This is a genomic window from Streptomyces rishiriensis, from assembly GCF_030815485.1.
Classification (GTDB): Bacteria; Actinomycetota; Actinomycetes; order Streptomycetales; family Streptomycetaceae; genus Streptomyces; species Streptomyces rishiriensis_A.
Window position 1 is genome coordinate 274,377 of the sequence record NZ_JAUSWV010000002.1, and the last position, 25,117, is coordinate 299,493.

Annotated in this window: 25 protein-coding genes and 3 pseudogenes; 13 read left to right on the forward strand and 15 right to left on the reverse strand. The window is 68.7% G+C overall.

The annotated features are described in order from the left end of the window. Nucleotides 1–237: 237 nt before the first annotated feature. Complete coding sequence (locus QF030_RS03505) at nucleotides 238–630, forward strand: hypothetical protein (protein ID WP_307161159.1); 393 nt, start codon at nucleotides 238–240, stop codon at nucleotides 628–630. Nucleotides 631–666: 36 nt separating this feature from the next. Here QF030_RS03505 and QF030_RS03510 read toward each other — a convergent pair whose 3' ends face one another. Then, on the reverse strand, nucleotides 667–1,149 hold the full coding sequence (locus QF030_RS03510) for a transposase (protein ID WP_373428726.1): 483 nt from the start codon (nucleotides 1,147–1,149) through the stop codon (nucleotides 667–669). 413 nt (nucleotides 1,150–1,562) lie between these two features. Here QF030_RS03510 and QF030_RS03515 point away from each other — a divergent pair. Then, nucleotides 1,563–1,949 (forward strand): annotated as a pseudogene (locus QF030_RS03515) (site-specific integrase); the annotation flags it as partial. A gap of 431 nt (nucleotides 1,950–2,380) precedes the next feature. Here QF030_RS03515 and QF030_RS03520 read toward each other — a convergent pair. Then, nucleotides 2,381–3,277, reverse strand: coding sequence for an aldo/keto reductase family oxidoreductase (locus QF030_RS03520; protein WP_307161160.1), 897 nt, complete (start codon nucleotides 3,275–3,277; stop codon nucleotides 2,381–2,383). A 93-nt stretch (nucleotides 3,278–3,370) separates the two neighbouring features. Here QF030_RS03520 and QF030_RS03525 point away from each other — a divergent pair, with 93 nt between their 5' ends. After that, nucleotides 3,371–4,234, forward strand: coding sequence for a LysR family transcriptional regulator (locus QF030_RS03525; protein ID WP_307161161.1), 864 nt, complete (start codon nucleotides 3,371–3,373; stop codon nucleotides 4,232–4,234). A 281-nt stretch (nucleotides 4,235–4,515) separates the two neighbouring features. On the opposite strand, the pseudogene QF030_RS40510 reads toward QF030_RS03525, so the two are convergent. Beyond that, nucleotides 4,516–4,709, reverse strand: a pseudogene (locus QF030_RS40510) (Tn3 family transposase); the annotation flags it as partial. A gap of 329 nt (nucleotides 4,710–5,038) precedes the next feature. Beyond that, the gene (locus tag QF030_RS03535; RefSeq protein ID WP_307161163.1) at nucleotides 5,039–5,497 is read right to left on the reverse strand and encodes a MarR family winged helix-turn-helix transcriptional regulator; all 459 of its coding nucleotides are present in this window, start codon (nucleotides 5,495–5,497) and stop codon (nucleotides 5,039–5,041) included. A 299-nt stretch (nucleotides 5,498–5,796) separates the two neighbouring features. Between QF030_RS03535 and QF030_RS03540 the strand changes: the two genes are divergently transcribed. From QF030_RS03540 to QF030_RS03550, 3 genes are all read left to right on the forward strand, one after another. After that, nucleotides 5,797–6,141 (forward strand): hypothetical protein, encoded by a 345-nt coding sequence (locus tag QF030_RS03540; protein WP_307161164.1) that lies wholly within the window; start codon nucleotides 5,797–5,799, stop codon nucleotides 6,139–6,141. Continuing rightward, on the forward strand, nucleotides 6,120–6,740 hold the full coding sequence (locus QF030_RS03545) for a putative quinol monooxygenase (protein WP_307161165.1): 621 nt from the start codon (nucleotides 6,120–6,122) through the stop codon (nucleotides 6,738–6,740). The genes QF030_RS03540 and QF030_RS03545 overlap by 22 nt, the downstream gene beginning before the upstream one ends. 836 nt (nucleotides 6,741–7,576) lie before the next feature. Continuing rightward, on the forward strand, nucleotides 7,577–7,933 hold the full coding sequence (locus QF030_RS03550; RefSeq protein ID WP_307167455.1) for a DUF6233 domain-containing protein: 357 nt from the start codon (nucleotides 7,577–7,579) through the stop codon (nucleotides 7,931–7,933). A gap of 96 nt (nucleotides 7,934–8,029) precedes the next feature. On the opposite strand, the gene QF030_RS03555 is transcribed toward QF030_RS03550, so the two are convergent. The 4 genes from QF030_RS03555 to QF030_RS03570 all read right to left on the reverse strand — a co-directional run bounded on the left by QF030_RS03555 (nucleotide 8,030) and on the right by QF030_RS03570 (nucleotide 10,247). After that, on the reverse strand, nucleotides 8,030–8,137 hold the full coding sequence (locus QF030_RS03555) for a hypothetical protein (RefSeq protein ID WP_307161166.1): 108 nt from the start codon (nucleotides 8,135–8,137) through the stop codon (nucleotides 8,030–8,032). Between the two features lie 252 nt (nucleotides 8,138–8,389). After that, nucleotides 8,390–8,554, reverse strand: a complete 165-nt coding sequence (locus QF030_RS03560) for a hypothetical protein (protein WP_307161167.1) — start codon at nucleotides 8,552–8,554, stop codon at nucleotides 8,390–8,392. Nucleotides 8,555–8,689: 135 nt separating this feature from the next. Then, nucleotides 8,690–9,793, reverse strand: coding sequence for a LuxR C-terminal-related transcriptional regulator (locus QF030_RS03565; protein ID WP_307161168.1), 1,104 nt, complete (start codon nucleotides 9,791–9,793; stop codon nucleotides 8,690–8,692). Nucleotides 9,794–9,803: 10 nt separating this feature from the next. Continuing rightward, a complete protein-coding gene (locus QF030_RS03570; RefSeq protein ID WP_307161169.1) occupies nucleotides 9,804–10,247 on the reverse strand; it encodes an ester cyclase in 444 nt (147 codons plus the stop codon). A 187-nt stretch (nucleotides 10,248–10,434) separates the two neighbouring features. Here QF030_RS03570 and QF030_RS03575 point away from each other — a divergent pair, with 187 nt between their 5' ends. After that, nucleotides 10,435–10,626 (forward strand): hypothetical protein, encoded by a 192-nt coding sequence (locus QF030_RS03575; RefSeq protein WP_307161170.1) that lies wholly within the window; start codon nucleotides 10,435–10,437, stop codon nucleotides 10,624–10,626. A 64-nt stretch (nucleotides 10,627–10,690) separates the two neighbouring features. Here the strand turns inward: QF030_RS03575 and QF030_RS40515 are convergent. The 4 genes and pseudogenes from QF030_RS40515 to QF030_RS03590 form a co-directional block, all read right to left on the reverse strand. Beyond that, nucleotides 10,691–10,930: pseudogene (locus QF030_RS40515) on the reverse strand (NUDIX hydrolase); the annotation flags it as partial. A gap of 330 nt (nucleotides 10,931–11,260) precedes the next feature. Then, the gene (locus QF030_RS03580) at nucleotides 11,261–11,494 is read right to left on the reverse strand and encodes a hypothetical protein (protein WP_307161171.1); all 234 of its coding nucleotides are present in this window, start codon (nucleotides 11,492–11,494) and stop codon (nucleotides 11,261–11,263) included. A 404-nt stretch (nucleotides 11,495–11,898) separates the two neighbouring features. Further along, nucleotides 11,899–12,309, reverse strand: a complete 411-nt coding sequence (locus QF030_RS03585; RefSeq protein WP_307161172.1) for a RidA family protein — start codon at nucleotides 12,307–12,309, stop codon at nucleotides 11,899–11,901. Between the two features lie 313 nt (nucleotides 12,310–12,622). Continuing rightward, the gene (locus QF030_RS03590) at nucleotides 12,623–13,642 is read right to left on the reverse strand and encodes a hypothetical protein (RefSeq protein ID WP_307161173.1); all 1,020 of its coding nucleotides are present in this window, start codon (nucleotides 13,640–13,642) and stop codon (nucleotides 12,623–12,625) included. Nucleotides 13,643–14,192: 550 nt separating this feature from the next. Between QF030_RS03590 and QF030_RS03595 the strand changes: the two genes are divergently transcribed. Beyond that, complete coding sequence (locus QF030_RS03595; protein ID WP_307167456.1) at nucleotides 14,193–15,953, forward strand: S8 family peptidase; 1,761 nt, start codon at nucleotides 14,193–14,195, stop codon at nucleotides 15,951–15,953. A gap of 738 nt (nucleotides 15,954–16,691) precedes the next feature. On the opposite strand, the gene QF030_RS03600 is transcribed toward QF030_RS03595, so the two are convergent. Next, entirely contained in the window at nucleotides 16,692–17,372 is a 681-nt protein-coding gene (locus QF030_RS03600) for a DUF4241 domain-containing protein (RefSeq protein WP_307161174.1), read from the reverse strand. 275 nt (nucleotides 17,373–17,647) lie between these two features. Here QF030_RS03600 and QF030_RS03605 point away from each other — a divergent pair, with 275 nt between their 5' ends. Beyond that, a complete protein-coding gene (locus QF030_RS03605; protein ID WP_307161175.1) occupies nucleotides 17,648–18,862 on the forward strand; it encodes an IS110 family transposase in 1,215 nt (404 codons plus the stop codon). Between the two features lie 450 nt (nucleotides 18,863–19,312). Here QF030_RS03605 and QF030_RS03610 read toward each other — a convergent pair whose 3' ends face one another. Beyond that, nucleotides 19,313–20,188 (reverse strand): hypothetical protein, encoded by an 876-nt coding sequence (locus QF030_RS03610; protein ID WP_307161176.1) that lies wholly within the window; start codon nucleotides 20,186–20,188, stop codon nucleotides 19,313–19,315. A gap of 738 nt (nucleotides 20,189–20,926) precedes the next feature. On the opposite strand from QF030_RS03610, the gene QF030_RS03615 reads away from it, so the two are divergent. The 4 genes from QF030_RS03615 (at nucleotide 20,927) to QF030_RS03630 (ending at nucleotide 24,273) form a co-directional block, all read left to right on the forward strand. Next, on the forward strand, nucleotides 20,927–21,733 hold the full coding sequence (locus QF030_RS03615; protein ID WP_307161177.1) for an SDR family oxidoreductase: 807 nt from the start codon (nucleotides 20,927–20,929) through the stop codon (nucleotides 21,731–21,733). Nucleotides 21,734–21,753: 20 nt separating this feature from the next. Beyond that, on the forward strand, nucleotides 21,754–22,647 hold the full coding sequence (locus QF030_RS03620) for an MmyB family transcriptional regulator (protein WP_307161178.1): 894 nt from the start codon (nucleotides 21,754–21,756) through the stop codon (nucleotides 22,645–22,647). A 308-nt stretch (nucleotides 22,648–22,955) separates the two neighbouring features. After that, on the forward strand, nucleotides 22,956–23,900 hold the full coding sequence (locus tag QF030_RS03625; protein WP_373428727.1) for an aldo/keto reductase: 945 nt from the start codon (nucleotides 22,956–22,958) through the stop codon (nucleotides 23,898–23,900). Nucleotides 23,901–23,922: 22 nt separating this feature from the next. Beyond that, complete coding sequence (locus QF030_RS03630) at nucleotides 23,923–24,273, forward strand: MerR family transcriptional regulator (protein ID WP_307161180.1); 351 nt, start codon at nucleotides 23,923–23,925, stop codon at nucleotides 24,271–24,273. A gap of 153 nt (nucleotides 24,274–24,426) precedes the next feature. Here QF030_RS03630 and QF030_RS03635 read toward each other — a convergent pair whose 3' ends face one another. Then, entirely contained in the window at nucleotides 24,427–25,038 is a 612-nt protein-coding gene (locus QF030_RS03635) for a helix-turn-helix domain-containing protein (RefSeq protein ID WP_307161181.1), read from the reverse strand. Between the last annotated feature and the right edge of the window lie 79 nt (nucleotides 25,039–25,117).

Sequence of the window (25,117 nt, forward strand, 5' to 3'; positions counted from 1 at the left end):
GGCCCGGTGGTCACCTCCAGCAGCCACCTAGCAGCTGCCTTGCCGACAGGTTCACCGGAAGATCGGCACTGCGCTCGGAGTCGCTGGTCATGTCGGCGTCGCGACCGGTGCAGCCCAGATGGTCCTAAGAACTCGTAACACGATCATGCAGCCCAGTCCCGGTAGTCCCGTCATGGTGGAGCGTGGGAGCGTGGCTCTGGATCGCGGGCGACGGCTTGTGTGGGGAAGAGTGGCTGGATGAGCGTGATGTGGGCGGCGACGTCGCCGGAATCTGGGCTGTTCCATCCGGTTGAGAGACGTTCAGAGGTGAAGGACCTGTCAGATCGCTTCAACGACCTGCGTTCCTGCGGCCAGGGGTACGTGGAGGTTCGGTCGCCGGACAAGGAGTTCCCTGTGCTGATCCTGGCCTTCCGAGGTGATCGCGCGGTCGTCCATCTGATGAGTGACGCCGAGCGGATGTCTCTGCTCGCAGGAGACGGCATCGTGCCCTCGGGCGCCGAGGTCGAAGTCCCGATCATGGACGACTTCGCCGTGTTCACGGGCGACTTTGTCCTGGACACCGATCGGGCGTGGGGCCTGGTGTACGACTTCACCCAGACGCGGGCGGCCGGCTCTTTGGGTGAGTTGTAGCTGAAGGCTCGTGATGCGATCAGGACCGGCGCCTGTTCAGTCGCCTCCAGCAAATAAGGGCACAGGCCAACGAGACAAAGCTGTTGTGGAGTTCGGTCGGCGTTCCCAGCGGACGGCCAGGCGTTTGAAGTGGTGGAGAAGGGCGAAGGTCTGCTCGACGACGTAGCGGAGTTTGCCCAGGTCCTTGATGTTCGGGACGCCCTTGCGGAAGATGACAGGCAGGATCCGTCGCTTGCGGAGTTCTTCGCGGTGGGGGTCGGAGTCGTAGCCCTTGTCGCCGAGCAGGGCTTCGGGGCGCTTGCGAGGACGGCCGGGGCGGCCGGCGACGGGCGGGATGCCGTCAACCAGGGCCAGTGTCTGGGTGGCGTCGTTGACGTTGGCCGCGGTGGTGATGACCTTGAGCGGGGTGCCGCGTCCGTCGCAGATCAGGTGGTGTTTGCTGCCCTCTTGCGCCGGTCGACCGGCGACGGACCGGTGTCGGCATCCCCTTTTTCGCGCGGATGTGTGAGCCGTCCACACAGGCTCGTGACCCCGTCCGCTCCCAGACTTGGGAGCGGAGGGGCCCTTTGCGTTTCCGGGCACGGAGGTCAGCCCGGCGTGTGCTCTCGCTGGCCCGCCAGTTCGTCCAGCAGAGCCGCGTACTCGGCAGGCTGCTTCTCGCGCAGCATCCTCAGCCACACCCGCGCACCCTCAGCAAACGCTGGCGGTTCCATCTTCAGTGGAGGCGGGTCACCACGGAGAACGGGTCACCGTACGGGAGTCGGCGAGGCTGTCCCGGGTCGTCCTGCACCGTCTGTTCCGGGGCCTGCGTCTCCAAGGTATTGACGGCGTTAACGGTCGGTGCCGTGAGGGAGCCCGGTGACGCCGCACCCGAAGAGGTATTAACGCCGTTAACGGTCTCACCGTCCGGCACGGCTGGCACCGATGGGCTCGGGGAGGTGTCAACGCTGCCCCGTCTGCTCAAGGGCCGTGCGCGGGGGCCGGTGTTCATCACCCACCGCAAGCCGGGCCCGGGCAAGGTCCTCGCGCCGCGCGACGTGTGCCCGGACACCGGGCTGGTTCGGTTGTCGTACGGGCAGGCCCGCATGTTGCTGGACGAGCACACCGCCCTCGGCGGCAAAAGCGGCACGGGTTGGGATCTGCACGAGTGGCGGCATTCCGGGCTCACGCACCTCGGCGAGGCGGGGGCGAGCCTGCTGATGCTGAGGGCGAAGTCCCGGCACAAAGAGCCCGGGAACGTATGGAAGTAATTCCATCCCCCGGCGGAGGCAATCGCCGAGGTCACGAGCCTGCTCGCGCCCGGCGACAGCCGACGCTGAGCACACGACCAGGTGATCAGCATGCGGCGGACGGCCTGTCGGGCTGGGAGCGGCAGCATCCCAGGCCACTGGCCTCGGCATCCGTGGACCTCGGCGCCCTCGACATCATCCCTTGGCGTGGGCCCACAGCAGCTCGACCGGGTTCGGCTCTGGCGTGTATGAGGGCAGTTGGATGACGGTGAGCGCTGGCACCGGGCCGGAGTCGTCGCGTTCCTGCGGGACAACTGAAAGCCTGACCGCCGACCGTGACCACAGCCCGGCGAGTGGAGCCCGTCCCTCACGCTGAACTTCAACCCTGGCGCGGTGGAGCCTCCTCCGGCGGCGCCACCGCGCAACAGCATGTGTGAACACGCCCCCCGGTCACCAACGATGAGGCCCGCATCGTACTGCCCCTGCCCCTTCGTTTCGCTGGGGACCGGGCTGTGTCCTGCTTAGTTGCCGATCTTGTCCAGCTCGTCGAGGTCCTCGTCGGAGAGCGAGAGTCCCGTGCTGGCGACGTTCTCGCGCAGGTGTGCCACCGACGAGGTGCCGGGGATGAGCAGGATGTTCGGCGACCGCCGCAGCAGCCAAGCCAGGGCGACCGACATCGGCGTCGCATCCAGCCGGGTGGCCACGGCGGAAAGCGCTGTGGACTGCAGCGGGGTGAAGCCGCCGAGCGGGAAGAAAGGCACGTAGGCGATGCCCTTGTCGGCGAGTTCGTCGATCAGCTCGTCGTCCTGACGGTAGGCGATGTTGTACCCGTTCTGCACGCACACGATCGGCGCGATGGCCTGTGCCTCAGCGACCTGTTCCGCCGTCGCGTTACTCACTCCGAGGTGCCGGATCAGGCCCTGCTGCTGGAGTTCGACGAGGGTCTCGAAGGGCTCGGCGAGCGAGCCGGGCTGGGGACCTTGAGCGTTGCCGAGCCGCAGATTGACCACGTCGAGCGAATCGAGGCCGAGATCCTCAAGGTTCTCGTGGACGGCGCGGCGCAGGTCCTCGGGCTGCCGGGCAGGGGGCCAGCCACCTTGCTGATCGCGGACCGCGCCGACCTTGGTCACGATGTGCAGCGATGCGGGATAGGGGTGAAGCGCTTCACGGATCAGCTGGTTGGTGACGCGTGGTCCGTATGTGCCGGCGGTGTCGATGTGGGTGATCCCGAGGGCGAGGGCCTCGCGTAGGACGGCGAGCGCGCCGTCGTGGTCGGCGGGCGGGCCCATGACCCCGGGGCCGGCGAGCTGCATGGCGCCGTAGCCGAAGCGGGTGACGGTCAGATCACCCAGGGTCCAGGTGCCGCCGGGCAGTGACGCGGAGGGTGTCGCGGAGGGTGCGTTCATGGTTTCGCTCATGCCGCCGATGCTCCCTCGCGGACAAGCGGCGCATCCAATACCGATACAGTGCCCTGTCATACCCAGTAGGTATCACCGGGGTATGCTGTGGCCATGGACACCTTGGAGACCCGCGAGCTGAGGTACTTCATGGCCGTCGCAGAGGAACTGCACTTCGGCCGCGCCGCCAAGCGCCTCGGCATGGCCCAACCACCGCTGTCCCGGGCGATCCAGCAGCTGGAGCGGCGCCTCGGCGTCTGTCTGCTGACACGCAACCGCCGCGGCGTCTCCCTGACCGGCGCCGGAGAGATGCTGCTGCACGAGGGCCGCGCAGCCCTCGACGCGACCACCGCTGCCGCTCGCCGCACCCGTCGCGCCGGTGGCGCCGACAGTCCGGGCGGCCCCCGCAACCGCCTGGTGCTGGCAGTGAAGGCCGGCGCGTCTCACGAGCTGCTGCACAAGCTCCTCGACGCCTACGCGGCCGAGCCCGACGCCGCCGAGATCGAGGTGCTACCGAGCGGCACGTGTGAACAGGAAGGGATGCTGCGCGATGGCCGCGCTGATGTGGCGCTCATGCACGCGCCGTTCAACTCCCTCACCGGGTTCGACAGCGAGGAACTGATGACCGAGGGGCAGATCGCCATCCTGCCCGCCTCGCACCCCCTCGCCGCGCAGAGGACTCTGTCCCTGGCGGACGTCAGCGACATCCCCGATCTTCCACTCGCCCGCTGGTCGCGCCACGGCACCTACCCACCCGGCCCGGGCCCCGAGATCCACGACCAGACGCAGTTGGCCCAGCTGATCGCCCTCGGACGCACCGTGGCCGTTTTCCCCGACTCCGCCCGCGCCTGGCTATGGGCCGAGCACACTGCCGTCCCCCTGACCGACGCACCCCCCGTCGTCACCCACATCGCCTGGCCCGCGCACAGCCGCTCCCTCGCCCTCGCCGGGCTGATCCGCACGGCCACACGGCTATGACCCGCCCTCGCCTTCCATCGCCGCGACACACCGCCTGACCGCAGGTCCCCACACCCCACCGCCGCCCACGGGCACCGCCGTGACCCCGGTACCGCCGGCCTTCGCGCCGGCAGAGGGCGTGCCGGGCCGCCCACGGGACGGGCGGGTCCGCCGAAGCCGTCACGGCCTCGGCGGGCGAGACGGTTCCCCGAACCCCTTCTGGGTCGCTGACCAGCATGCACGCCTTGGTCGAGTTGGTCAGCGACCACGGCGAGCCGATGATGCCGAACGGCATTGCCGCATCACTCGTCGCCGGTGGCGTCCTTGTCGCGCAGTGGGCGCAGGCCGCCGGGCAGGTCGGGGAAATTGAACGAGTACCGGCCGTGCATGTTGGTGTGCTGCCGCACGAACGGGGAGAGGCGGGCCACGTCCTCGTTGCGGACATCGACCCGTCCGCCCGCAGCTGGTTCACAGCGGCGTCCATGTACCGGGTGTCGTCACGCGACTACGCCGAAGCCTTGTGTTCTGGGCCTGGACGAACTGTCACCTGTACGACTCAGAGCGGCTCCGCGCCGCTGCCTCCGCGCTGCCGACAAACGCCCAAGAGCCCCAGCCGGGTCTGACTCCGCAGGGGTGGCCAGTTTCTTTGCCAGGCGAACGCAGAAACCCTCGGCTACTCCCTCTTCGGTGCGCTGGGGGTTGATCGGATGGTCGATCCGCCGAGGTGGAGGCCAGCTGCGCAGTGGAGGGCTCCGCCAGGAGAGCTAGCGGGCAGTCCGCTGGGCAGGGTGTTGTCCCGGTTGCTGTCGCTGCGGGCAACGTCACCTAAGCGGGTTGCGGCTTGTGGCTGTCGAGCAGCTTGGCAAGCAGGGAGTGAAGCTGTCGTCGTTCTGCGGCGTCGAGGCCGGCGAGCAGTTCGGCCTGGACGGCATCGGCGTGCTGTTGGAGTTCCTCGAGGTGCTGCCTTCCGGCAGCGGTGAGGGTGACGACGTTGCGGCGCCGATTGGCGGGGTCGGCCTGCCGGTCGACCCGGCGGCAGCCTTCCAGGCGGTTGAGGATGCCGCTGACGTCGTTGCGGTCGAGGCCGAGGCGGCGGCCGATCTCGGCCTGACTGAGCGCTCCGTACTCCTCCAGCGCCGCCAGGACAGCGAAATCGGCGCGGGCACTCAGTGGCATGCGCTGCACGGTCAGCCGGGCGCCGAGCGTCGACACCTTGCCCGTCTGCCAACTGGCGAGCTCACGCAGTCGGGCCGGGGGCTGCAATGCGTGATCCATGTCCGCCATGCCCCCATCCTAACCGTTGGCCGCCCCAACACACACCTGCTATGTTGGGATAACCAACGTTGGCTTGCCCAACAAGTGAGTGGGGTCAGTGAAGGACCGCCGGTCGACTGCCCCGCACCGCTCCCGAGGAGTCATCTCATGCACTGCAGCAATGCACTTCCCGATCTGTCCGGTCGCCGGGTTGTCGTTCCGGGCGGCACGGGAGCCGTGGGAGAGGGTGTCGTCCGCAGTTATCTGGCTGCCGGTGCGGACGTCGTTGTCCCGACCCGCACCCAGGAGCGGTCGGAGGAGTCCGGCGCGTGCTCGGTGACGCGGCGACCGACCGCCTGCACCTGGTAGTCCACGACTACACGACGTTCGCCGGCGCCGAGCAGCTTGCCGAGGAGATGGAGCGCAGGCTCGGTGGTGTCGACGACGTGGTGGCCCCGATCGGTGGGTGGTGGGCCGGCAAGCGGCTCTGGGAGATCGACCAGAGCGACTGGCAGAACGCCTTCGTCGGGCTCGCGGCCGCGCACGTGGCCGTCCTGCGGGCCTTCCTGCCCAGGCTGAACGCCCGTGGCGCCTACACGTTGATCGTCGGGGCTTCGCGTTCACGCCGGTTCCCGGCAGTGGCCTGGTCAGCATGGAGCAGGCCACCCTGCTGATGATGCGGCAGGTGGTCGAGGCCGAGGCGGCAGGACAGCAGCGGGTCTTCGCCCTGGTCCTCGGGCCGGTCAGGACCCGCCTGGTCGACTCCGGCGATCCGGACTGGGTCAGTGCCGACCAGGTTGGTGCGATCGCCGTCGCGGCCTCGGCCGCAGCGGCAGTGGGCGGCCGGGAGATCCGGCTGCGCAGTCAGGCCGAGGCAGACGCGGCACTGGCAGTGCTCCAGGGCGACCAGCCGATCAGGACCGGCGCGGTCGTTGCCGTGTCCACGATGGAGCCCAAGAACGGACGACGCGAGGACCTCCTTGAGGTGCTGGCCGAACTCGCTCCGCAGATCCGCGCCGAACCGGGGTGCCTTCACTACTCGGTACACCGCCCGCGCGGAGATGCCGACGGACCGCTGCTGGTCATTCAAAGGTTCGCTTCGATCGAGGCGTTCACAGAGCACAGCGCGAGCGTGGCGGACCAGATTCCGAGGATCGTCGCCTTCCTCGCCACGCCCCCCATGCCGCCGACCCTGTTCGAACCGGTCCCGCAGTCCGCTCTCATCGACGGCGTCGGCAACGGCGAGAAGGGCCACGTTTGTCGCGGATCTTGAAGTCCATCGCACCCCTTGCACTGGGGCGTTGCGACGACCACTAGAACTCAAGCAGTGCCTGGGGCTTCGCCTGCGACATAGCGGCACAGTCTGCTTGTCCGGCAATTCGGCTGCTGTACGAGCGAACCGAGTGCGGAACCGGACCGTGATGACGTTCATGTGCGGCCAGCACTGGTGGGCATGATGGTTCGGGCACTGGCCGCACGTGTTGCTGCATCGATGTGGGGGGCTCGGCACGGGCCCGTATTGCAGGGTGCGGCGTCCCACCCGCCGTGATCATGGCCGTGTGCGGTGGGGCCAGCGGACGGGGACGGCAGTTGAGGTGGTGCTCGGGATGGAGGTCCGCGAGCGGCTGCTGAGGACGGTGGCCTCTGCAAAGTCTCAGGTTCGGGCGGTGTTGTGGGCCCGGATCGTGCTCGCGGCAGCGGACGGGCTCGCCAACGACGCCATCGCCCGGAGCTGGAGATCAGTGTGAGCACGGTGCGCAAGTGGCGGGGACGGTTCGCCGCCTGCGGGGCCGGCCGGCCTTCGAGCTGCCGAACGGTCGGGACGGCCGAGGACCTACGGGCCAGCGGTGCGCATGGCGATCGTGGCCACCGCGACGAGCGAGCCGCCGCACCCGGAAGCGACCTGGTGACATCGGGCCATCGCGCAACGGGTGGCCGGCACGTGCTTCGCGTCAGTGTCTGCTTCCCAGGTCGGCCGGATGCTGGCGGATCTGGACCTGAAGCCGCACAAGGTCGGAGGCTGGCTCACCCGCCGGGACACCCCCCGACTTCTGGCAGCGGGCCGCCGACGTGTGTGCTCTCTATCTGGAACCGCCTGAGGGGGCAGTCGTGCTCTCGATCGACGAAAAAGACCGCGATCGCCGCCCGCTCGCGCCGGTATCCCGGGCGCCCCGAGCGCCCGGGAAAACGGTGGAGCTGGGCATCGGCGCCGGCCGCCCGCCGATCCAGATCCATGCCGGTAACTGTCATATGGCCGGCAAGCGGTGGCGTCCCGTCGGTCGCGACGAAGCACGACGCCTCCTCGCCGACGACCTGCGCGCCTGCACCCACTGCCGCCCCGACACCCAGCTCGGCATCACCGACTTACCCCGCGGCACCACCCCCACCACCCCGGCCTCCCTCAACCGTCCGCCGCAAGGACTCCGACGCCATGAGCACTCCCCCGCCCCCGGTCGCAGACCCTGACCCGTCCGCGTTCGTCTGCCTGGGCAGCCAGGACGGGCCCTGCGCCACCTGCCAACGCAAGACCCACAAGCCGGCCGCTTCCGCCACCCCGTACGGCTACTGCGCGTACGCGACGACCTGTACCCGACGACAACTGACGACGTCGCAGGCCGGGCACAGCTCCAGATGGATGGGCCGCCCGTGTCCGTCGTCCTGCGGGGCCACAGCGCTAATGATGAGGTCGCCCCGGCAGCGTGAACACTGCGGCCCGGTCGGAGAACCTGAGCAGCCCCCTTGCTCTGGACGTGGCCCTCCACCCAAGACCCGCTGATGACCTGCGCGGTCAACCCGCCATAGTTGGCGAGTGAGCGCGTTGGTGTGATGAGTGAGATCACCACACCAACGACGAGGGGCCCTGCCGCATCACCACGTCACTGACCAGCCTCTTTCACTCGTGCAGCACAGGATGAAAGAGGCTCAGTGGGTAAGAGGCACCCTGGGTTCAGCCCGCCAGGGGGGCCGGGCGGTTCCTGAGGTGTGGGTGACCTGCTCGGCCTTGATGCCGTCCGGTAGCGCGACGAGGCTCGTGTAGCGGTTGGTGCGCTCGACCGGCGTGGCGACCGCCGAGGGCCTGGTGCCCATCACGAGGCGCCCTCCCAAATGACCGGTGATTTCGGGTCCTCGACCTCGGCGGGGCGGGCGGTGATGGAACCATGCCGCGGATGATGCCCTGCCCGGCAGGCCGACGGGTGATCTCCGGGGGGGCGCACCTCAGCCTTACCGTGCGTTGCTCCCCAGCACCGCGGCCACCAGTTCCCGCCGGCTGCGGACACCGAATTTGTCGAAGATCGCTGTCAGGTGTTCCTGAACGGTGTTACCGGAGATGTGGAGCTCGGCGACGATCTCCCGGGTGGAGCGGCCCCGGATGATGAGGGCCGCGACGCGGACCTGAGCCTGGGTGAGGTCGTGAGCACTCAGCAGCAGAGAGCCGAGTTCGGCCGGTGGGACGGCCTGGGTCACGATGCCGATCCGTGGACCTGCCGGGTCCTGCAGGCGGGTTGCGTGCAGGGAAAGCCACCGGCCGGAGCGGCCGCGGAGGCGTACCGCGGCCGGAAGTGGAGATTCCCAGGACTGCTCTCGTTCGGCGGCGATCAACCGGGCGGCGACCGCTTGGAAGGGAACGGGCAGATCGCTGGTGTTGGACCACAGATGATCGGGTACATCGGCGAGCCACCGCTCGGCCTCTGCGCTGACGGACACCAGGGCCAGGCTGCTGTCGAGTACGACGATGCCGGGGACCGCCGTCTCGGCGGGCGAGGACACCGCCGCCGGGTCGCGTGCATCGCTGACGACGGCTTGCCGCAGTCCCTCAGCGAGGTGCGGTGCCAGGCGGCGGACCAGTCTCAGCTCTTCGGCGGAAAACCCGGCGGGCGAGTTCTGGCGGTGCAGGCACAATACGCCCCAGCACTGGTTGCGGACGACCAGAGCCGCGCGCAGCTCGTCGCCGAACCCAAGCGGGGCCATCACCTCGCGGTAGCGCGGACTGGTGGCTCGATCGCCGCTAGTGGCCTGGTCCAGGGAGGAGACCGGATGCTGCGACTCGGCCAGAGCGGCGAACTTGTTCACGTCCCGACGCCCGAATTCGTTCTCCAGGAACAGCGACGTCGCCGTACCGAGCGGGTCCTCCGCCACCGCGGAGGTGAACAACAGGGTCGCCGGGTCGACGGTGGCAAAGAACGCCGCGTCCACCGGGACGATCATGCGCAGTCGCGAAAGGAAGCCCGAGCGCAGCGCTCCCGCGTCCAGCCCGGCCCGGCACAGGGCCAGGAGGGCCGACGTCCGGTGCTCCAGGCGCGCCGCCGCGGCCGTCGCTCCTGCCATGACTTCGACGTTACGCCGGTGCCGGGACGATGCCCAGTTGCTCCAGGACGCCGAGTTCGTCGAGCCGGCCCCACCGTTCGACGATGCGTTCGCCCTGGACCCGGAAGACGTTGATTCCGCGCAGGACCACGGTTCGGCCCTCGGCCGGGGCCGGCGCTCCGAACAGGTCGCCGCGCTGGGTGCCGGCCGCGGTGAAGCACTCGACGACCAGGTCGCCCTCGGCGATCATCAGGTATGGCTCGCTGTGCCAGTCCGGGCAGGCCTCCCGGAACAGCGCGCCGGCGGAGCGCATGCCCGTGCGGTCGGGGGGGCCGTTCAGTGGAGGGTCGTGGTCGACGAAGTCCGCAGCAAGGTAGTCGTCGATCGCGCCGAGGTCGCCCTTGGTGAAAAGTGCGTCGATGAAGGCGCGCACGGTTTCCTTGTTCTTGACGAGGATGTTCTCCGAGGTGTTCATGACCTCAGTGTTCGACCGCGGCAGGCACCTGGGTACCCCAGGAATCTGGGGTTTTCTACCCCTGCCGGGCGCGCAGCGGTCAACATGCGGGCAGTGCTGCAACGACGGCCTGGACGAGAGGGAGCGCCTGGCCGCGCTCGCCGGATTGCCGGTTGACGTCCGAGCGGCTGCTGGCGTGAATGCCGTCTTGACGACGGACGAGCCGCGGACGGACAGGCTGCTGGACGCGGAGCTGGTGGGACTGCCTTCTTCAAGGCCGACAGCGCTGCCGGCCGCGCCGATGACCGGCCTCCTCCAGCACGGACCCGCCGCGGCTGTGTCGCACCCCGTGCGCGATCCCGAGCACCGGGTCGGCTGGCTGCACCCGCAGACGCCGTAGGCGGAGCGTCGGCCACTCAGCCCGGGTGGGGCGAACTGCTGGGCAGCGCGCGAGCTCGGCGAGATTAGGCGTCCATGCGCTGAACATGCCCTGGGAGTGCTTCGAGAAGATCCCACCAGTGAACCGCTGCGGTCTCCTCGTTGGCCTGAAAGTCGCGGGCTCCGGCACAGTGACCTGCGAACACGGCCAGGTATTCGACTCGCTGGTCGGGTGCCAGTACAAATTTGGCATAGCCGACGAGCCGCAACGGTCCGTCAGGCTCCTGCCCGCTCTCCTCCAACAGTTCGCACAGAGCTGCCTGACGAGGCGATTCACCTTACTCGATGCGCCCGCCAGGAAGTTCCCAGGACTGACGGTACCGATCGAAGACCATGAGGACCCGGCCCGCACACCAGAGGGCGACGAGCGCTGCCGGCAGTGGCGCATCTCCCGGCGGCGTTGCCTGGTCTTCCCACGTGAACGCGAGCAAGGCGTTGCCAGGGTCATCGGTTGCGAGCGGTCTGTCCTCGGAGCTGGCCACGTTCGGATGCTTCCCAGCCCATCGCCTTCGAAAGCCCGCCGCTTGAGCGCACTGCCGCTCTGCCTCTGTGCGAAACCTGGGCCGGTCACCCCGATTCCAAGGCCCCCGACAGCGTCAGGCACTCAGGCAGCACTCCACTGGTGGGCGCGGCCGCCGCGCCACTCGATCCGCCGGGTCGTCGTCCAGGATGCTGTCGGGATCTTGGATGCCCGAGCCCTCGAGGAACACCACCAGATGGTGATCGCTGTAGGCGGTGCCGAAGATCTCGTCCTGGCCCTGGGAGTTGACGGTGGCTCTCCGGCCGCCCGTGCGGGAGGGCGGGTGTACGACGATCGGCGCGCTGCTCACGCCTCCCAGCGTGCCCCTGCTCAGCCCGCCCGGCGAGCCCGCCAAAGTAGTCAGGGGGTGCCGTGGGAACCACTGCGGCTGACGTGGCCCGAGTGAAAGAAGCTGCGAACACCGTGGCGTCGGTCCGGCCGCCACCCGGGGCCCTCCGAGGAGCCCGGCAGCTTGATCGATCGCAAGGTGATTGTCAGCACCTCCACCCTCGGCCCGCCGGCTACTGGCTATGTCTACGAGACTCGACAGCGGTTGTTCACCGTCTCGTTCACGAGAACGGGAGGCATCGCTGGCGGCACGCATTCACTCCGCTGCCCCTCCGCACCGAGCAGGCTACCGATCACGGGAGGGACGGTGCTGTCGAAGCTCGAAGCTCGTGAACATTTCGACCCGGCACCGGGGTCAGGCACCGTTCAGTCGGGCAGCGCGGCGGTGAGGTCCACCTCGACCAGCTGCCCAGCGAAGCCCAACTGCGCAACCCCCAAGAGCGTGCTGGCGGACGTGAATGCCGGTCCGAGGACGGAAGCGGTAAGCCGGCCCCACACGATGCCCAAGTCCTCCCTGTCGTCGCTCCGCACGTAGATCACCGAACGCACCACGTGATGTGGCTGGGCATTCACCGCCGCGAGGGCGGCAACTGCGTTCGCAACGACCTGGTCGACTTGCATCTCGAGGGCATCCGGCCCAACGAGGGAGCCGCACTGATCGAGCGGGCACTGCCCCGCCAGGTAAGCCGTTCGGCCGGGCTCCACAACGGTGATGTGGTGATAGCCCGGCGTCTCATGTAACTGGTCGGGGTTGAAGCGGGTGATCTTCGCAGCCATCCCGCGAGTCTGACGAGCCTGCCGCAGAAAAGCATCCCAATTTGCCCCATGGCGCGACCAGCCGTCGCGACACGAGGTCACAGAACAAGCCGAGGCGGCACATCACTCCCCCGGCGGCCCGGCGGGCCAGGACCGTCGCAACGGCCACCGCATCGGCCTGGCTGGGCGGCCGAGATGGGGCGCTGATGACGCGGCCGACGGTGTCCCGGCTGGGCGCCCCTGCCAGGCAGCTGGATTGCAGCCACTTAGCTCGCCTGCGGCTCCCAACTCGGTAGTGATGAAACGCGGCTGGCTCGGTGTGTGGCGCTGTCCGTCACGTGCTGGCGAGGGTGCGCTGGACGCGTTCTGCGGCCATGCGGCTCCACTGTTTGATCCGATCCTGATGCGCCGGCTGCAGCCGCACGCCAAACGCGTAGTCCAGCTTGAGAACGACTGTTCCCATACGGACCAACGACGTAGCCGATTCGCTGTCTCCGCCGTATGTCCACGCTGTCCTCTCATCGCCAAGCGACGGTAGAAGGATCGCTGTCACCTTGCTCGTCGGGCCGAACTCGTCGAACGCAGCAGCGGCCCGGGCCGGTGATGAGCAGGCGTAGATTCGGAACCAGGCGTAAGGGCGGATGCCGTCCCCGTCTTCCGCGTCGGTATCGAACATCGTCCCGTCCGCGTAGCAGTCCTTCAACTCGTGGTCTGTGTAGTACAGGTGGCGGTCGTCGTCGAAAACCCCCCAGTCAGGCGGCATGTCCTCGATAGTGGGCAGGGCTGCGTCGGCCTCTGCGGCTGTCATTACCCTTGGGCCGTCGGTCCTGCCTTCGCCACCGTCGCTGTCCCGTGGCGTCGGCTCTCCTCCTTCCAGGCTCCCAGTCGCCTGAGGCTGGGCTTTCGGCTCGTCGTCGGCGGTGATGATCTGCACGCCGCCGTACGCGCCGAGCACAACCAGGACAAGCAGCAGCGCAACTGCGAAGGCGAGGAAGGCCCGTGTGCCGGGCGTGTTGTTGATCGTCAAAGGGCCCAGTGCTATCTGGTTGTGCCTCACCCGACTGCCCGTGATGACCACGCTTCCGGTGGTCTGCTGTACGGGTGCATGCAGAAGTACGGCGAGCCGATCAGCGAACTCGGAGTCGCCGCTGATTTCGTCAGTAAGGGCGGCCTGGACATCACGCTGGGCAGCGGGATCACCAGGAGAGGCGTTCAAGCCGTCCAGAGCCGCGCGACCGCGAGCGGAGCGGTTCAACCTGTCCTGCGTGAACTGCGATGCCGCTGTGCTGGCCGCGCCCCCCAGGACGGAGAACAGGGCCTGAGCGGCCATCGCCGCCAAGTCATTCTGGTCCACTCGACACCCCCGTGTGTCATCTCAGCCCTGACATTGTCGCCATGTTCGCGACACGCCGCGACTGCTTCACCAGACAAGCCGTGACTCCGGGAGCGAGTAGCGCCCGGGGACGGAGGCGGCTAGTGACCTCGCATGCGGTTCGCGCGGCCGCAGACCCGTCGCCCGTTGAGGCCAGGCCGGTCACCCTACCGAAGCCTGCTATTGTGCTCGGCCACTTGTCCGGGGGCAGGGATCACTGGGCTGAGCGGGGCAGGGCAACTGGTCTGTCTGGCGGCCTTCGTGCCGGATGTCGACGAGAGCGCGGTTGATCGCGTCCCCACAACTCCAGGACGCGATCAACCCCGGGCCCGGCTGCCCGGAGTGCGTCTCTTTTCAGCCATGCCCCTATGACGTCCGTGCGCGGAAAGGTACTTCCGTACGGGAGCATGAACCTGACATCTTGCATCCACCACTCGTTTCGTACGGCCCGGCCGGTGCCCTCAGCACGGCCGGGCCGTCTCCGGAGGACGCATTGATACCCCACATATCCAGCCGCCCCAGACGCACGCTGGTGCTGGCGGCCACGCTCGGCGCCGCCCTCGCGTTCGGCGCCCCGGGTGCCCTCGCGGGCACGCTCCCCGTCGCCTCCTCCACCGCGCCGGCCGCCAAGGCCCACGCTCCGGCCGCCGTACCGGCTTCCCGGAACGCGACCTGGGTGGCCGGCACGCGTGCCTACCTCGTGATCACCGCCCCCGGTGACAGTTCGGCGGTCCGCTCCGCGATCGCGGCCAACGGCGGCACCGTCTTCTCGAACTTCGACGCCATCGGCGTGATCGTCGCCCATTCGGCGTCCAGCGGATTCGCCGCCACCATGCGCGGCGTCGCCGGCGTGCAGCAGGTCGGCGCCACGCGCACCTCGGACGTCCCGGCCGACGCCTACAACCCGGCGCTCCCGGCCGATCCGGCCCAGGCCTCGACCCCGGCCGGAGAACCGGTCCGGGCCGACATGAGCCAGATCAAGGCCGACCAGGCCTGGGCCGTGAACCCGGGCTCCGCCTCCGTCAAGGTCGGCATCCTGGACACCGGTGTGGACGACCGGCACCAGGACCTGGCGCCCAACTTCGACGCGGCCGACTCGGTCTCCTGCGCCTACGGCAAGCCCGACACCCGTGCCGGCGCCTGGCGGGACGTCGACACGCACGGCACCCATGTAGCGGGCACCATCGCCGCGGCCAAGAACGGCAAGGGCGTCGTCGGCGTGGCCCCCGGGGTGAGGATCTCCGCGGTCCGGGTCGCCGAGCCGGGCAACTCCTTCTTCTTCGCCGAGAACACCATCTGCGGCTTCGTCTGGGCCGGTGACCACGGCTTCAAGGTCACCAACAACAGCTACTACACGGACCCGTGGCAGTTCAACTGCCCGGACAACATCGACCAGGCCGCCATCATCGAGGGTGTCAAGCGCGCCCAGGAGTACGCCGAGGGCAAGGGCTCCCTCCAGATCGCCGCGGCGGGCAACGAGAACTACGACCTCGCCCACAAGACGACCGACTCCGCGAGCCCGAACGACTCGACGCCGGTCACCCGCACCATCACCAACGCCTGCCTCGACATCCCGACCGAGTTGCCGGGCGTGGTCACGGTCGCGGCCAACGGCACGGGCGTCACCAAGGCCTCGTTCTCCAACTACGGGCAGGGCGTCATCGACGTCGCGGCGCCGGGCAGCAACGTGTACTCCACCGTCCCCGGCGGCGGCTACGGCAGCAAGAGCGGCACCTCGATGGCCACCCCGCACGTGGTCGGCGTGGCGGCACTCATCGCCAGCGCCGACCCGGGTATCACCCCGGCGCAGATCCGGGCCAAGCTGGCCGCCCAGGCCAACGACATCGCCTGCCCCTCGGACAGCCGCTGCACGGGCACGACGGCCAGCAACTCGTTCTTCGGCGAAGGACAGGTCGACGCCCTCAAGGCCGTCGGGACCACCCCGCCGCCCGGCAAGTACTTCGAGAACCTCGCGGACTTCGCCGTCAACGACAACGCGACCGTGGAGAGCCCGATCGCCGTGACCGGCGTGACCGGCAACGCCCCGGCCACCCTCAAGGTGGGTGTGGACATCAAGCACACCTACATCGGTGACCTGAAGGTCGACCTGGTGGCGCCGGACGGCACCGTCTACACGCTGCACAACCACGCCGGCGGCAGCGCCGACAACATCGCCCAGACCTACACCGTGAACGCCTCCTCGGAGCTCGGGAACGGCACCTGGAAGCTGCGCGTCAACGACAACGCCGCCTCCGACACAGGCAAGATCGACGCCTGGAACCTGACCTTCTAGCGCAGGGCCCGGCAACGCCCGCGTACAGCACGCACTGCGCCGGCGACAGCTCTCCGCTCGCGGCCGCGGACAAGGCGAGCTGCGGTCTGTTCGGCCAGGGTTGCGAACTGCTGGGCGGCAGAGGCCATATGGACCTCGACGGCGGTGTACGCCGCGGTCGGGACCACCATGCCGGAGGCGTCCAGGAAGGCCGCGGACGGCCTGGGGCCGGTGTCCACCTCACCGTGCGCCTCCCTGAGGAGCTGCAGGGCCGTGTCCGCGCTGACCGCACGGTCAGCGCGGACACAGTCGCGCGCGCCGTGGCTCCGAGGAGTGCCGGCCGGTTCGAGCGGCGGGCCGACTCGAGCGGCGGGCGCCATACCGGCCCGGACCGCGGAGGCGGATGAGGACGCTCCGGCCGAACGGCGAGGTCCCCCACACGTATGTGGCCTGGTTCTCCACTGCCGTTCGCAGCGTGATGACGGGCGAGTGCACGCTGCCCCGCGACTCGCCGGTCTGCCGGCGAACCCGTCGGCCAAGGCGGCGGCCGTCAGGGCGGCGGCTTCTTCGGCCTCCGCGTAGAAGGCCTGACCCACCCGCAATCTCTTCATCGTGCTCTTGGGTCCAGCGGGTGACACTGGGCGCGGTGTCCCGACTGCCGGGCGGCAGTTCGGGGGCACTGGAAAGAGCACTCCGGTAGGACCGCCGTGTTCGACCGATGGACCCGCCGTGCGGCGCAGACCTTCGCCGCCTCGCGGGCTACGAAGCCAGCGCGTCGGCCTCGGCCGAGTGGGGTATGACGAAGAAGTCGGTGAGGAAGCAGGCGACGCTGCCGTCCGCCGCGCGGCCGATCCAGGTCGGATATGCGCCGTCGCCCCACCCGGACGTGAACCCGGCGAGGTTGTGGCCGCCTTCGCCCTGGGCCATGAAGACGTCGGGTCCGTGCCCGACAGATTCCATGGCCGCCCACACCGCCCCTTCCTCGTCCTCCGTCCCCGGAAAAGCGTTCTCGGCCGAGGCGTCGTAGAAGCAACCGGTACCCGCGTCCACGCCGTAGCCGAAGTACTGCTCGTCACCCAGTTCCGCCGGATCCTGCCCGGGCAGCAGCGCAAGCTCCCACCCGGCCACCTCCACGTCACGTATCACCAGCCGGACAGCCGCGACGCGCGTGTGCGGGTGGGGCCCCGACTCCGCGCCTGGACGAACCAGCGTGGCGACGGCAGCGTCCACGGCGTAACGGCCGGGCTCCACCGCGACCGTGAACGGTTGTACGTCCCCACTGCCCAGGTACACGAACGGGTCACACGCCACCACCTGACCCGAGGAAAGGGAGAGTTCGCCCACGCGCACCACGGTCAGCGTCCCGGTCAGGTCGCTTCCGCAAGCGAAGGAACTCCCGTCGATGAAGTACCGGGAGTAGTCGGGCGCGGTGATGGGCATGCGAGGAACCTCCGTGAACCGGTGCGTGTTCGATGGATCCTAGAAGCAGGCACTGACATTGATGCTGATACTCGGGTTCCGGTGGTCGTGACCCGGGCACTGACTGACGCCCTGCTGGACTGTCTTCGCGTTGTTCTGTCCGGCCGCCGGGATCTGTTCTCATGGCCCCGGCCGGGCGGAACATGACCTGATAGGAGCTTGGTCAGAAGCCCCTTCAATGTCCTGTCTGCGCCACCCGGCCGGCGCCTACCTTCGGCTGGGAAGGCTGTATCAGCATGACATCAGAGGGTGCGGCGGACATCGTGGACCAGGATGTGTTCGGCGGGGTCGACTCCCACACCGACACCGTCCACGTCGCTGTCATCAGCGACAACGGAGGCCATCTCGCCGACGCGGAGTTCGCCACCACCACCGCCGGATACGCGGCGGCCCTGGCCTTCCTGACCGCCCACGGGCGGGTGATCGCGGTCGGGGTGGAAGGCACCTCGTCCTACGGGGCCGGCTTCACCCGGACTGCCCGCTCTCACGGACACCAGGTCATCGAGGTCAACCGCCCCGACAAGGCCGAACGTCGCCGCACCGGCAAGTCCGACCCCATCGACGCCTACGCCGCCGCACGCGCCGCCCTGTCCGGACGCGCCACCAGTTCCCCCAAGGACGACACGGTCGGTGGGATACGCGCCTTGCACAACACCGCCCGCTCGGCCGTCAAGGCCCGCACCGCCGCGCTCAACCAGATCGGCCAGGTCCTCGTCACCGCTCCGGAGGCGATCCGCTCGAAGTACGGGCAGCTCAAGGGCACCGACCGCACCGAGGCCCTGGCTCGGCTGCGACCGGCCGGCGACGCCCTGCACACCGCTGTCCTGACCGCGCTGAAAAGCCTCGCCCGCCGCGTCAAGGAACTCACTGCCGAGCACGAGACGCTGACGCGGGCCCTGGATGCCGAAGTCACCACACACAACCCCGGCCTGCGGGCGACCTACGGTGTCGGCCCCGACACCGCCGCGCAGCTGCTGATCACCGCGGGCGGCAATCCCGAACGGATGCGAACCGAGGCGTCCTTCGCGGCTCTGTGCGGAGCCGCCCCGGTCCCCGCATCCAGCGGCCGAACCAACCGCCACCGCCTCTCCAGGGGCGGGGACCGGACCGCCAACTCCGCGCTCTACCGCATCGCCCTGGTCCGTATGTCCGGCGACGTCCGAACTCGCGCCTACGTCACACGGCAAGTCGCCGCCGGACGGACGAAGAAAGAGATTATCCGGATGTTGAAGCGGGCCATCACTCGGGAGATGTTCCGCTGTCTCACCACCACGCTCAACATTCCAGGCATAGCCGACCTACGGCCTCTGCGGCAGGCCAAGAACATCACCCTCACCACCGTCGCCCAGCACTTCGGCGTCTGGCCCACCACCATCTCCAGACTCGAAAGGGGACTCAGCAGGGACGACGACCTCGCTCACGCCTACCGCGACTGGCTCCGAGCCGCTTGACAGCAATAGGAGCATCATCGCCCGCGCCCCTGCGCTGCATCGCGGGAACACCGGCTCTGGGTGATGACGGTGACGGCATGCAGGCAAGGTCCCGGAGTTGGTGGACCCACTCCCGGAGCTGGTGGACCACTCCAACATCCGGGCGGGCCGCCAGGGATCAGGGGAAGATCGGTCTGGGGGATCCTGCGCGGACAGATTGCTACGGCTCCGGCTCCCACCAGCTGTCGCCGGCAGGACAACGCAGGCTCGTGTTGGCGCAGGAGCTGCACCAGGGCCGGCTCCCTCCACAAGGGTGTCGGCTCTGCCGCTGACCAGCGTGCCGTGTGGACGCGTCCGATGACCGCCCGCGCCGGGCACGCGGACACCACCGCGGGCCACCACGCAGGCGATGCCATCCGCCCGCTCATCGAGTGCATGTCCCCGAGCCAGGGCAGGACCGGACCGATCGAGTCAGCGGGAATCCGTTGCGTCGTCCTCGGCCGGGCCGGGGGCTGCCGTGTTTTCGGCGGCCTGGGCTGCGGCTCGTTCCGCACGGAGTTCTTCGGCGACCTCGTAGGCCCGGCCCGGGTCGTAGACGGTGACCGAAGTGCCAGGGCTGTACATCGCGGCGGCCCGGGGCGTGTACCCATAGGTTTCGACGCCGCGCTGGGCGGCTATGCCGTCGACCTCGCCGAGAGGTACCCGCCACAGCTCGGCGGTGCGGGACGGGGTCCACCACTCGTCCGGACGCAGGAAGTCGCGCTTGACCTCCGTCTGACGCTCCACCGCCACCTGGGCGCGGCCGAGTTGTTCGGTCAACCAGGCGGTCAGCGCCTGTGCGTCGACCCGAGAGAGCGGTGCGGACGTCGCCGGTTCGCACTCCACCGTCTCGCTGCCGGTATGCAACACCACCTTGATCGACTGTCGCTGCCCCAGACTGAGTCGGTCGATGACGACGACTCGCTGCAGATCAGCCATCGCCATGGTCGACGAACGCAGAAAGCGGGCGATCACGACCTGGGCCGGAGTCCCCAGGGGGCGGAGCTCGACCCACCGCACCGTCATGGAGACCGTGACGTACATCATGGCCACGGTGAGCAGGACCACTGCGACGACCGTGAGCGCCAGTAGGACCCAGAAACTGCCCCAGAGGAATGAGCTCCCCGAGACCACGGCGGCCACCAGAGCGGCCAGCAGAAGTGGGGCTGCGACCATCGACGGGACCATGATGCTCCCGCCGAGCGCGACGGCCAGCTCGCGGAACCGGCTGGGCACGAACAGCAACCGCCATCCGGCTGTCACGGGTGACACAACTTCCGCCAGCGGGCCGGGATGCTGAGTTTCCATGACTCAAAGGTAGGACCGTGCAAGGGAGTTCGTAAGGTTACAGCGAGCCGTACCTTCTCGAGAGTCAGCACGAGACCCATACGTACGGCCACGGCGGCAGTCCCCTCTGCCGGTGGTGCATGACCTCGGTCCTGCAGGGGTGGGGGCCGACTGTTCGCCACACCAGCACACGCGCCTGACTGCCGAGACCCGCGGCCGCCCGGCCGTTCGTGGCACACCGAGACGGCATGGCCCATCTGGTGGAAGAGATCCCCGGTGACGTGACACCTGCCCCAGCCCGTGCTGCCTACCCCGACCGCCGACCCCGGCCCTGCCGCCCGGCTGGCCCGCGGAACCGAAGTGGGACGGCTACCGCGCCCAGTTCGCCCGCTACGCAGAACGACCGTGTACTCCTGCGCTCCGCCGGGGTACCGACATGACAAGCCTCCTTCCCGGAGATCCGGGCAGCAGCCGCGCACCTGCCCGACGACACCGGCCTGGACGGGATTAGGTGATCTGTACTGGTGTCTCAGACCCAAGGTGTCTCAGTGGGTCAGCGCACCAGGCAAGGGGGCTCTCACAGTACCTGTATCACCAGGGTCTCCCAGACGTCCAAGACGCCTGTCAACCTGGTTGAGTCGAAAGCGCCGACAACGCTCCATGGACACGCACTGCAGCTTTACCCCATCAGTTCAATCAGCTGCCTCGAATCCGCGACCATGTCGGCCCATTTTTCCACGACAGAAGGGACGGAGACCAATGGCGGACAATCAATGCACCACTCACACAGAACTTTTCGATCTGCGTGGGAAGTACGCCCTTGTCACTGGCGGCACCAGGGGAATTGGGATGATGATAGCGCGCGGCCTTCTCCAGGCGGGCGCCCGCGTCGTCATCAGCTCACGCAAGGCAGACAGGTGCGCGGAGGCACAGCGTCTGCTGTCCGAATTCGGCGACGTTCAGGCAATCCCCGCCGACCTGTCCAGGCACGACGAGTGTCAGCGCCTCGCTGATCTTGTCAAGGCTGACTCGGAACGGTTGGACATCCTCGTCAACAACGCGGGAGCCATGTGGCGCGAGCCGCTGGAGACGTTCCCGGACGAGGCCTGGGACGCAGTGATCGACCTCAACCTCAAGTCGCCGTTCTGGCTGGTGCAGGCGCTGCTCCCCGCACTTCGCAAGGCGGGCACCGCCGATGATCCCGCGCGGATCATCAACATCGGCAGTATCGCCGCCATCCACGTCGCCCAGGCGCCCAACTACTCGTACGCCAGCGGCAAAGCGGCACTCCATCAACTCACCAGAGTGCTTGCCAGAGAGCTGGGCCCACAGCACGTCACGGTGAACGCGGTAGCACCGGGAGTGTTCCCGTCGCAGATGATGGCGTCCACGCTCGACGCCATCGGCGACACGATCGCTGCGGCGGCCCCTCTGCGCCGGCTCGGCCGCGACGACGACATGGCGGGTATCGCCGTGTTTCTCGCCAGCCGGGCTGGGTCCTACCTCACGGGCACCATCATCCCGGTAGACGGCGGCACCGCGACGACCGCATCGGGTACCCCTTAGATCGGGCTTACGGTGAGGGGATGGCCACGATGGATCTACGCACCCAGATACGGGAGTTCCTCAGCTCGCGTCGCGCCCGCATCACACCCGAGCAGACGGGCCTGGCCGCTTACGGCGGCAACCGCCGGGTCAAAGGTCTGCGCCGCGAGGAGGTAGCGCTGCTGGCGGGGGTATCGGTCGACTACTACGTGCGCATGGAGCGCGGCAGCCTCGCCGGTGCTTCCGATGGCGTGCTCGAGGCGTTGGCCGCTGCCTTGCAACTCGACGAGGCCGAGCGTGACCACCTGTTCCATCTCGCGCGTCAATCCGGGGCGCCCAGCGGCCCACGCCGGCGCAGGCCTGCCGTGACGGTGCGCTCGACGTTGCGACAGGTGCTCGACGCGATCTCCGATGCGCCGGCCTGGATCGGTAACGCCCGTTATGACGTGCTCGCCATGAATCAACTCGGTCGTGCGCTGTATTCACCGGTGCTGGCCGGCCCGCGACGGCCCGCTAACACAGCGCGGTTCGTCTATCTGAACCCCGAGGTGGCCAGAGATTTCTTTGTCGACTACGACCGAATTGCCGGTGACGTGGCCGCGAAGCTACGCATGGAAGCCGGCCGCAATCCGCATGACGAGGAGCTGATCGCCCTAGTCGGCGAACTGTCAACGTGCAGTGAGCTATTTCGGCAGCGGTGGGCATCTCAGGACGTGCGGCTGCACCGGTCCGGCCGCAAGCGTGTGCGCCATCCGATCGTGGGCCGACTCGACTTGGATGTGGAGTCCCTGGAACTGCCCGCCGAACCCGGCTTGCACTTCATCGTCTACACCGCACCCGCGGGCACGCCGACCGCTGACAATTTGGCGCTCCTGGCGTCGTGGGCGGCCACCCAACAGACGCTGGCGACCGAGATCGAAGCACACAACGGATAGTCCGACCCCTTCAGCCGTACTAGTGGGCGGACCATGACGTGGGGCGACAATCGCAGATGATGCAGCCCCTACTCGAAGACCACGCCGAGCACCTGGCCAAGGCAATCGACAGCTACCCACCACGCCGTCGGTGACAACCCGCGGGTCTCCCCGCGTGACCCGTGCGGCGGGCCGCTCGACGGGATCGCCGTCCGTGGGGCGTCGTCTCGTGCGTCCGCCACACGCGGCGCCGACCGCCGGAGGCCGGGCGATGTATCTCTGCAACAGCACTTGATCTGGAGTGCGCACCAGATCCGAGGATGGTGGGCATGGACCTCAACATCACCGGCCCCCAGTTCGTCCTCGGCACGATGGACTTCGGCACCCGAGTCGGCCCGGACGACGCTTTCGCGATCCTCGACTCCTTCGTCGCCGGCGGCGGTGTCTGGCTCGACACCGCGAACTGCTACTCCTTCTGGGCCGATCCGAGCGGCGTCGGCGGCGCCAGCGAGCGGGTCATTGGAGCGTGGCTCCGTGCCCGCCCCGGCGCGCGCGACGCGGTGCGGATCGCGACGAAGGTCCGACAGAATCCGCTCGTCCCGCACTCCTGGCCGCAGAGCGCCGAAGGCCTTTCCGCCCGTGCCGTGCAGACCGGCGTCGAGGAGAGCCTGGGGCGTCTCGGAGTCGATCACGTCGATCTGCTCTGGGCCCACGCCGAAGACCGCACCGTGCCGCTGGAGGAGACCGTCGGTGCTTTCGGCGCGCTGGTCGCGAAGGGAGCGGCTCGGCGGGTCGGGGCGGCCAATCATGCCGCCTGGCGCGTCGAGCGCGCCCGGTCGCTGGCCCGGGAGCAGGGCGTGGAACCTTGGTCGGCCTTGCAGTTGCGTCACTCATTGGTCCAGCCGCGCCCCCTCACCCTTCTCGCGGAGGCGGGTCATCGCCTGCTCGCCGATGAGGACCTGGACTTCGCGCGGTCGGAGCGGCTCAGCGTGTGGTCGTACACCTCGCTGATGTGGGGTTCCTACGTGCGCGCGGACAAGCCGCTTCCGCAGACTTATGATCATCCGGGCACTGCCCGGGTGCTCTCGGTCCTTGAGGACATGGCCGGCGAGCTGTCGGCCACGAAGAACCAGGTCGTCCTCGCGTGGCTGATACGGCAGGGGATCGACCCCATCGTCGGTGCGAGCCGGGTGGAGCAGATCGAGGAGGCACTCGCCGCACGCCGTGTGCAGCTCGATGACGAGCACCTGGCGCGCTTCGCCGAAGCGCGGTAGCAGCGGTCGGAAAGGGAACCCCGTGACCACCTTCCTCACTCCGGCGGCAGTTGCCGACCGCACCGGCGTCTCCCTCGACACGCTGCGCTACTACGAGCGCGAAGGGCTGATCGGCCCGATCAAACGCTCCGTCGGCGGACACAGGCAGTACACCGAGGACGACGTCTTCTGGATCGGTCTGGTCACGTGCTTTCGTGAGGCCGGCCTCGGCATCGCGGACCTGCGGGGATTCGTCGCCATCCTGCGCGCCGACCATTCTGCGCAGGACCGGGTCGCCTTCCTCCGCGAGCGCCGTGCCGCCCTGGAACAGCGAGTCGCGGCGCTGTCCCGGGCCATGGAGGTCCTCGACGACAAAATCGCCTACTACAGCTGAGCGCAGAGGGCCCCCTCGGCACTCGGTTTGGCGAGTTGAGCAGGGTATGGGTGAGCCTTGTTGTCGATGTCGGTTGGGGCGCTGCCGAAGATGCCCGGTACCTGCGGCCGCTGCGCGACGCTGAGCGGTACCGGGTCTGGATCGGTCACCGGGCTACCGGACCCCGGGACCGGGAGCCGGCGAGGTCCGCGGCCGCAGTCGTTCGCCCTGCGGCCCGAACAGGATCAGGTACTCGACCGGCCCGCCGGGACCGGCGTTCGCCACCCCGTGCGGGGTGCGGGTGTCGAACTCGGCGACGTCCCCGGCGGCCAGGACAAGATCCTGGTTGCCGAGCGCGAGCCACAGCCGCCCGTACAGAACGCACAGCCACTCGTAGCCCTCGTGAGAGACCTGCCGGGGCCGCGCGGGCGGATCCTCGACGCCGGGCAGTACGTGCTTGTGGGCGTGCAAGCCACCGACGTACCGGGTCAGCGGCAGCACCGCCTTGTCGTCGCCGAAACTCAGCGGCGCCGAGGTGCGCGGCTCGGCCACCGGGACGGGTGCGGTACCGGCCAGCTCGTCCAGGGAGACGCCGTACTCCTTCGCCAGCCGCAGCAGCACCTCCAGGGTGGGCTTGCGCCGGCCGGTCTCGATCCGCGACAGCGTGCTCGGCGAGATGCCGGTCGCGCAACTGGTACCGGCGAGCGTGGCGCCGTGCTGCTCACGCACGGCTCGCAGCCTGGGCCCCATCGCCGCCAGTATGCCGTCGAGGTCCTCGCCTGCCACGGTTCCCGCTCCTTCCAGCCGCACCGCTCAACCGCCCTACCTGCGATCTTGCCAGATTGGCAACGCTGATGGCGGCGGG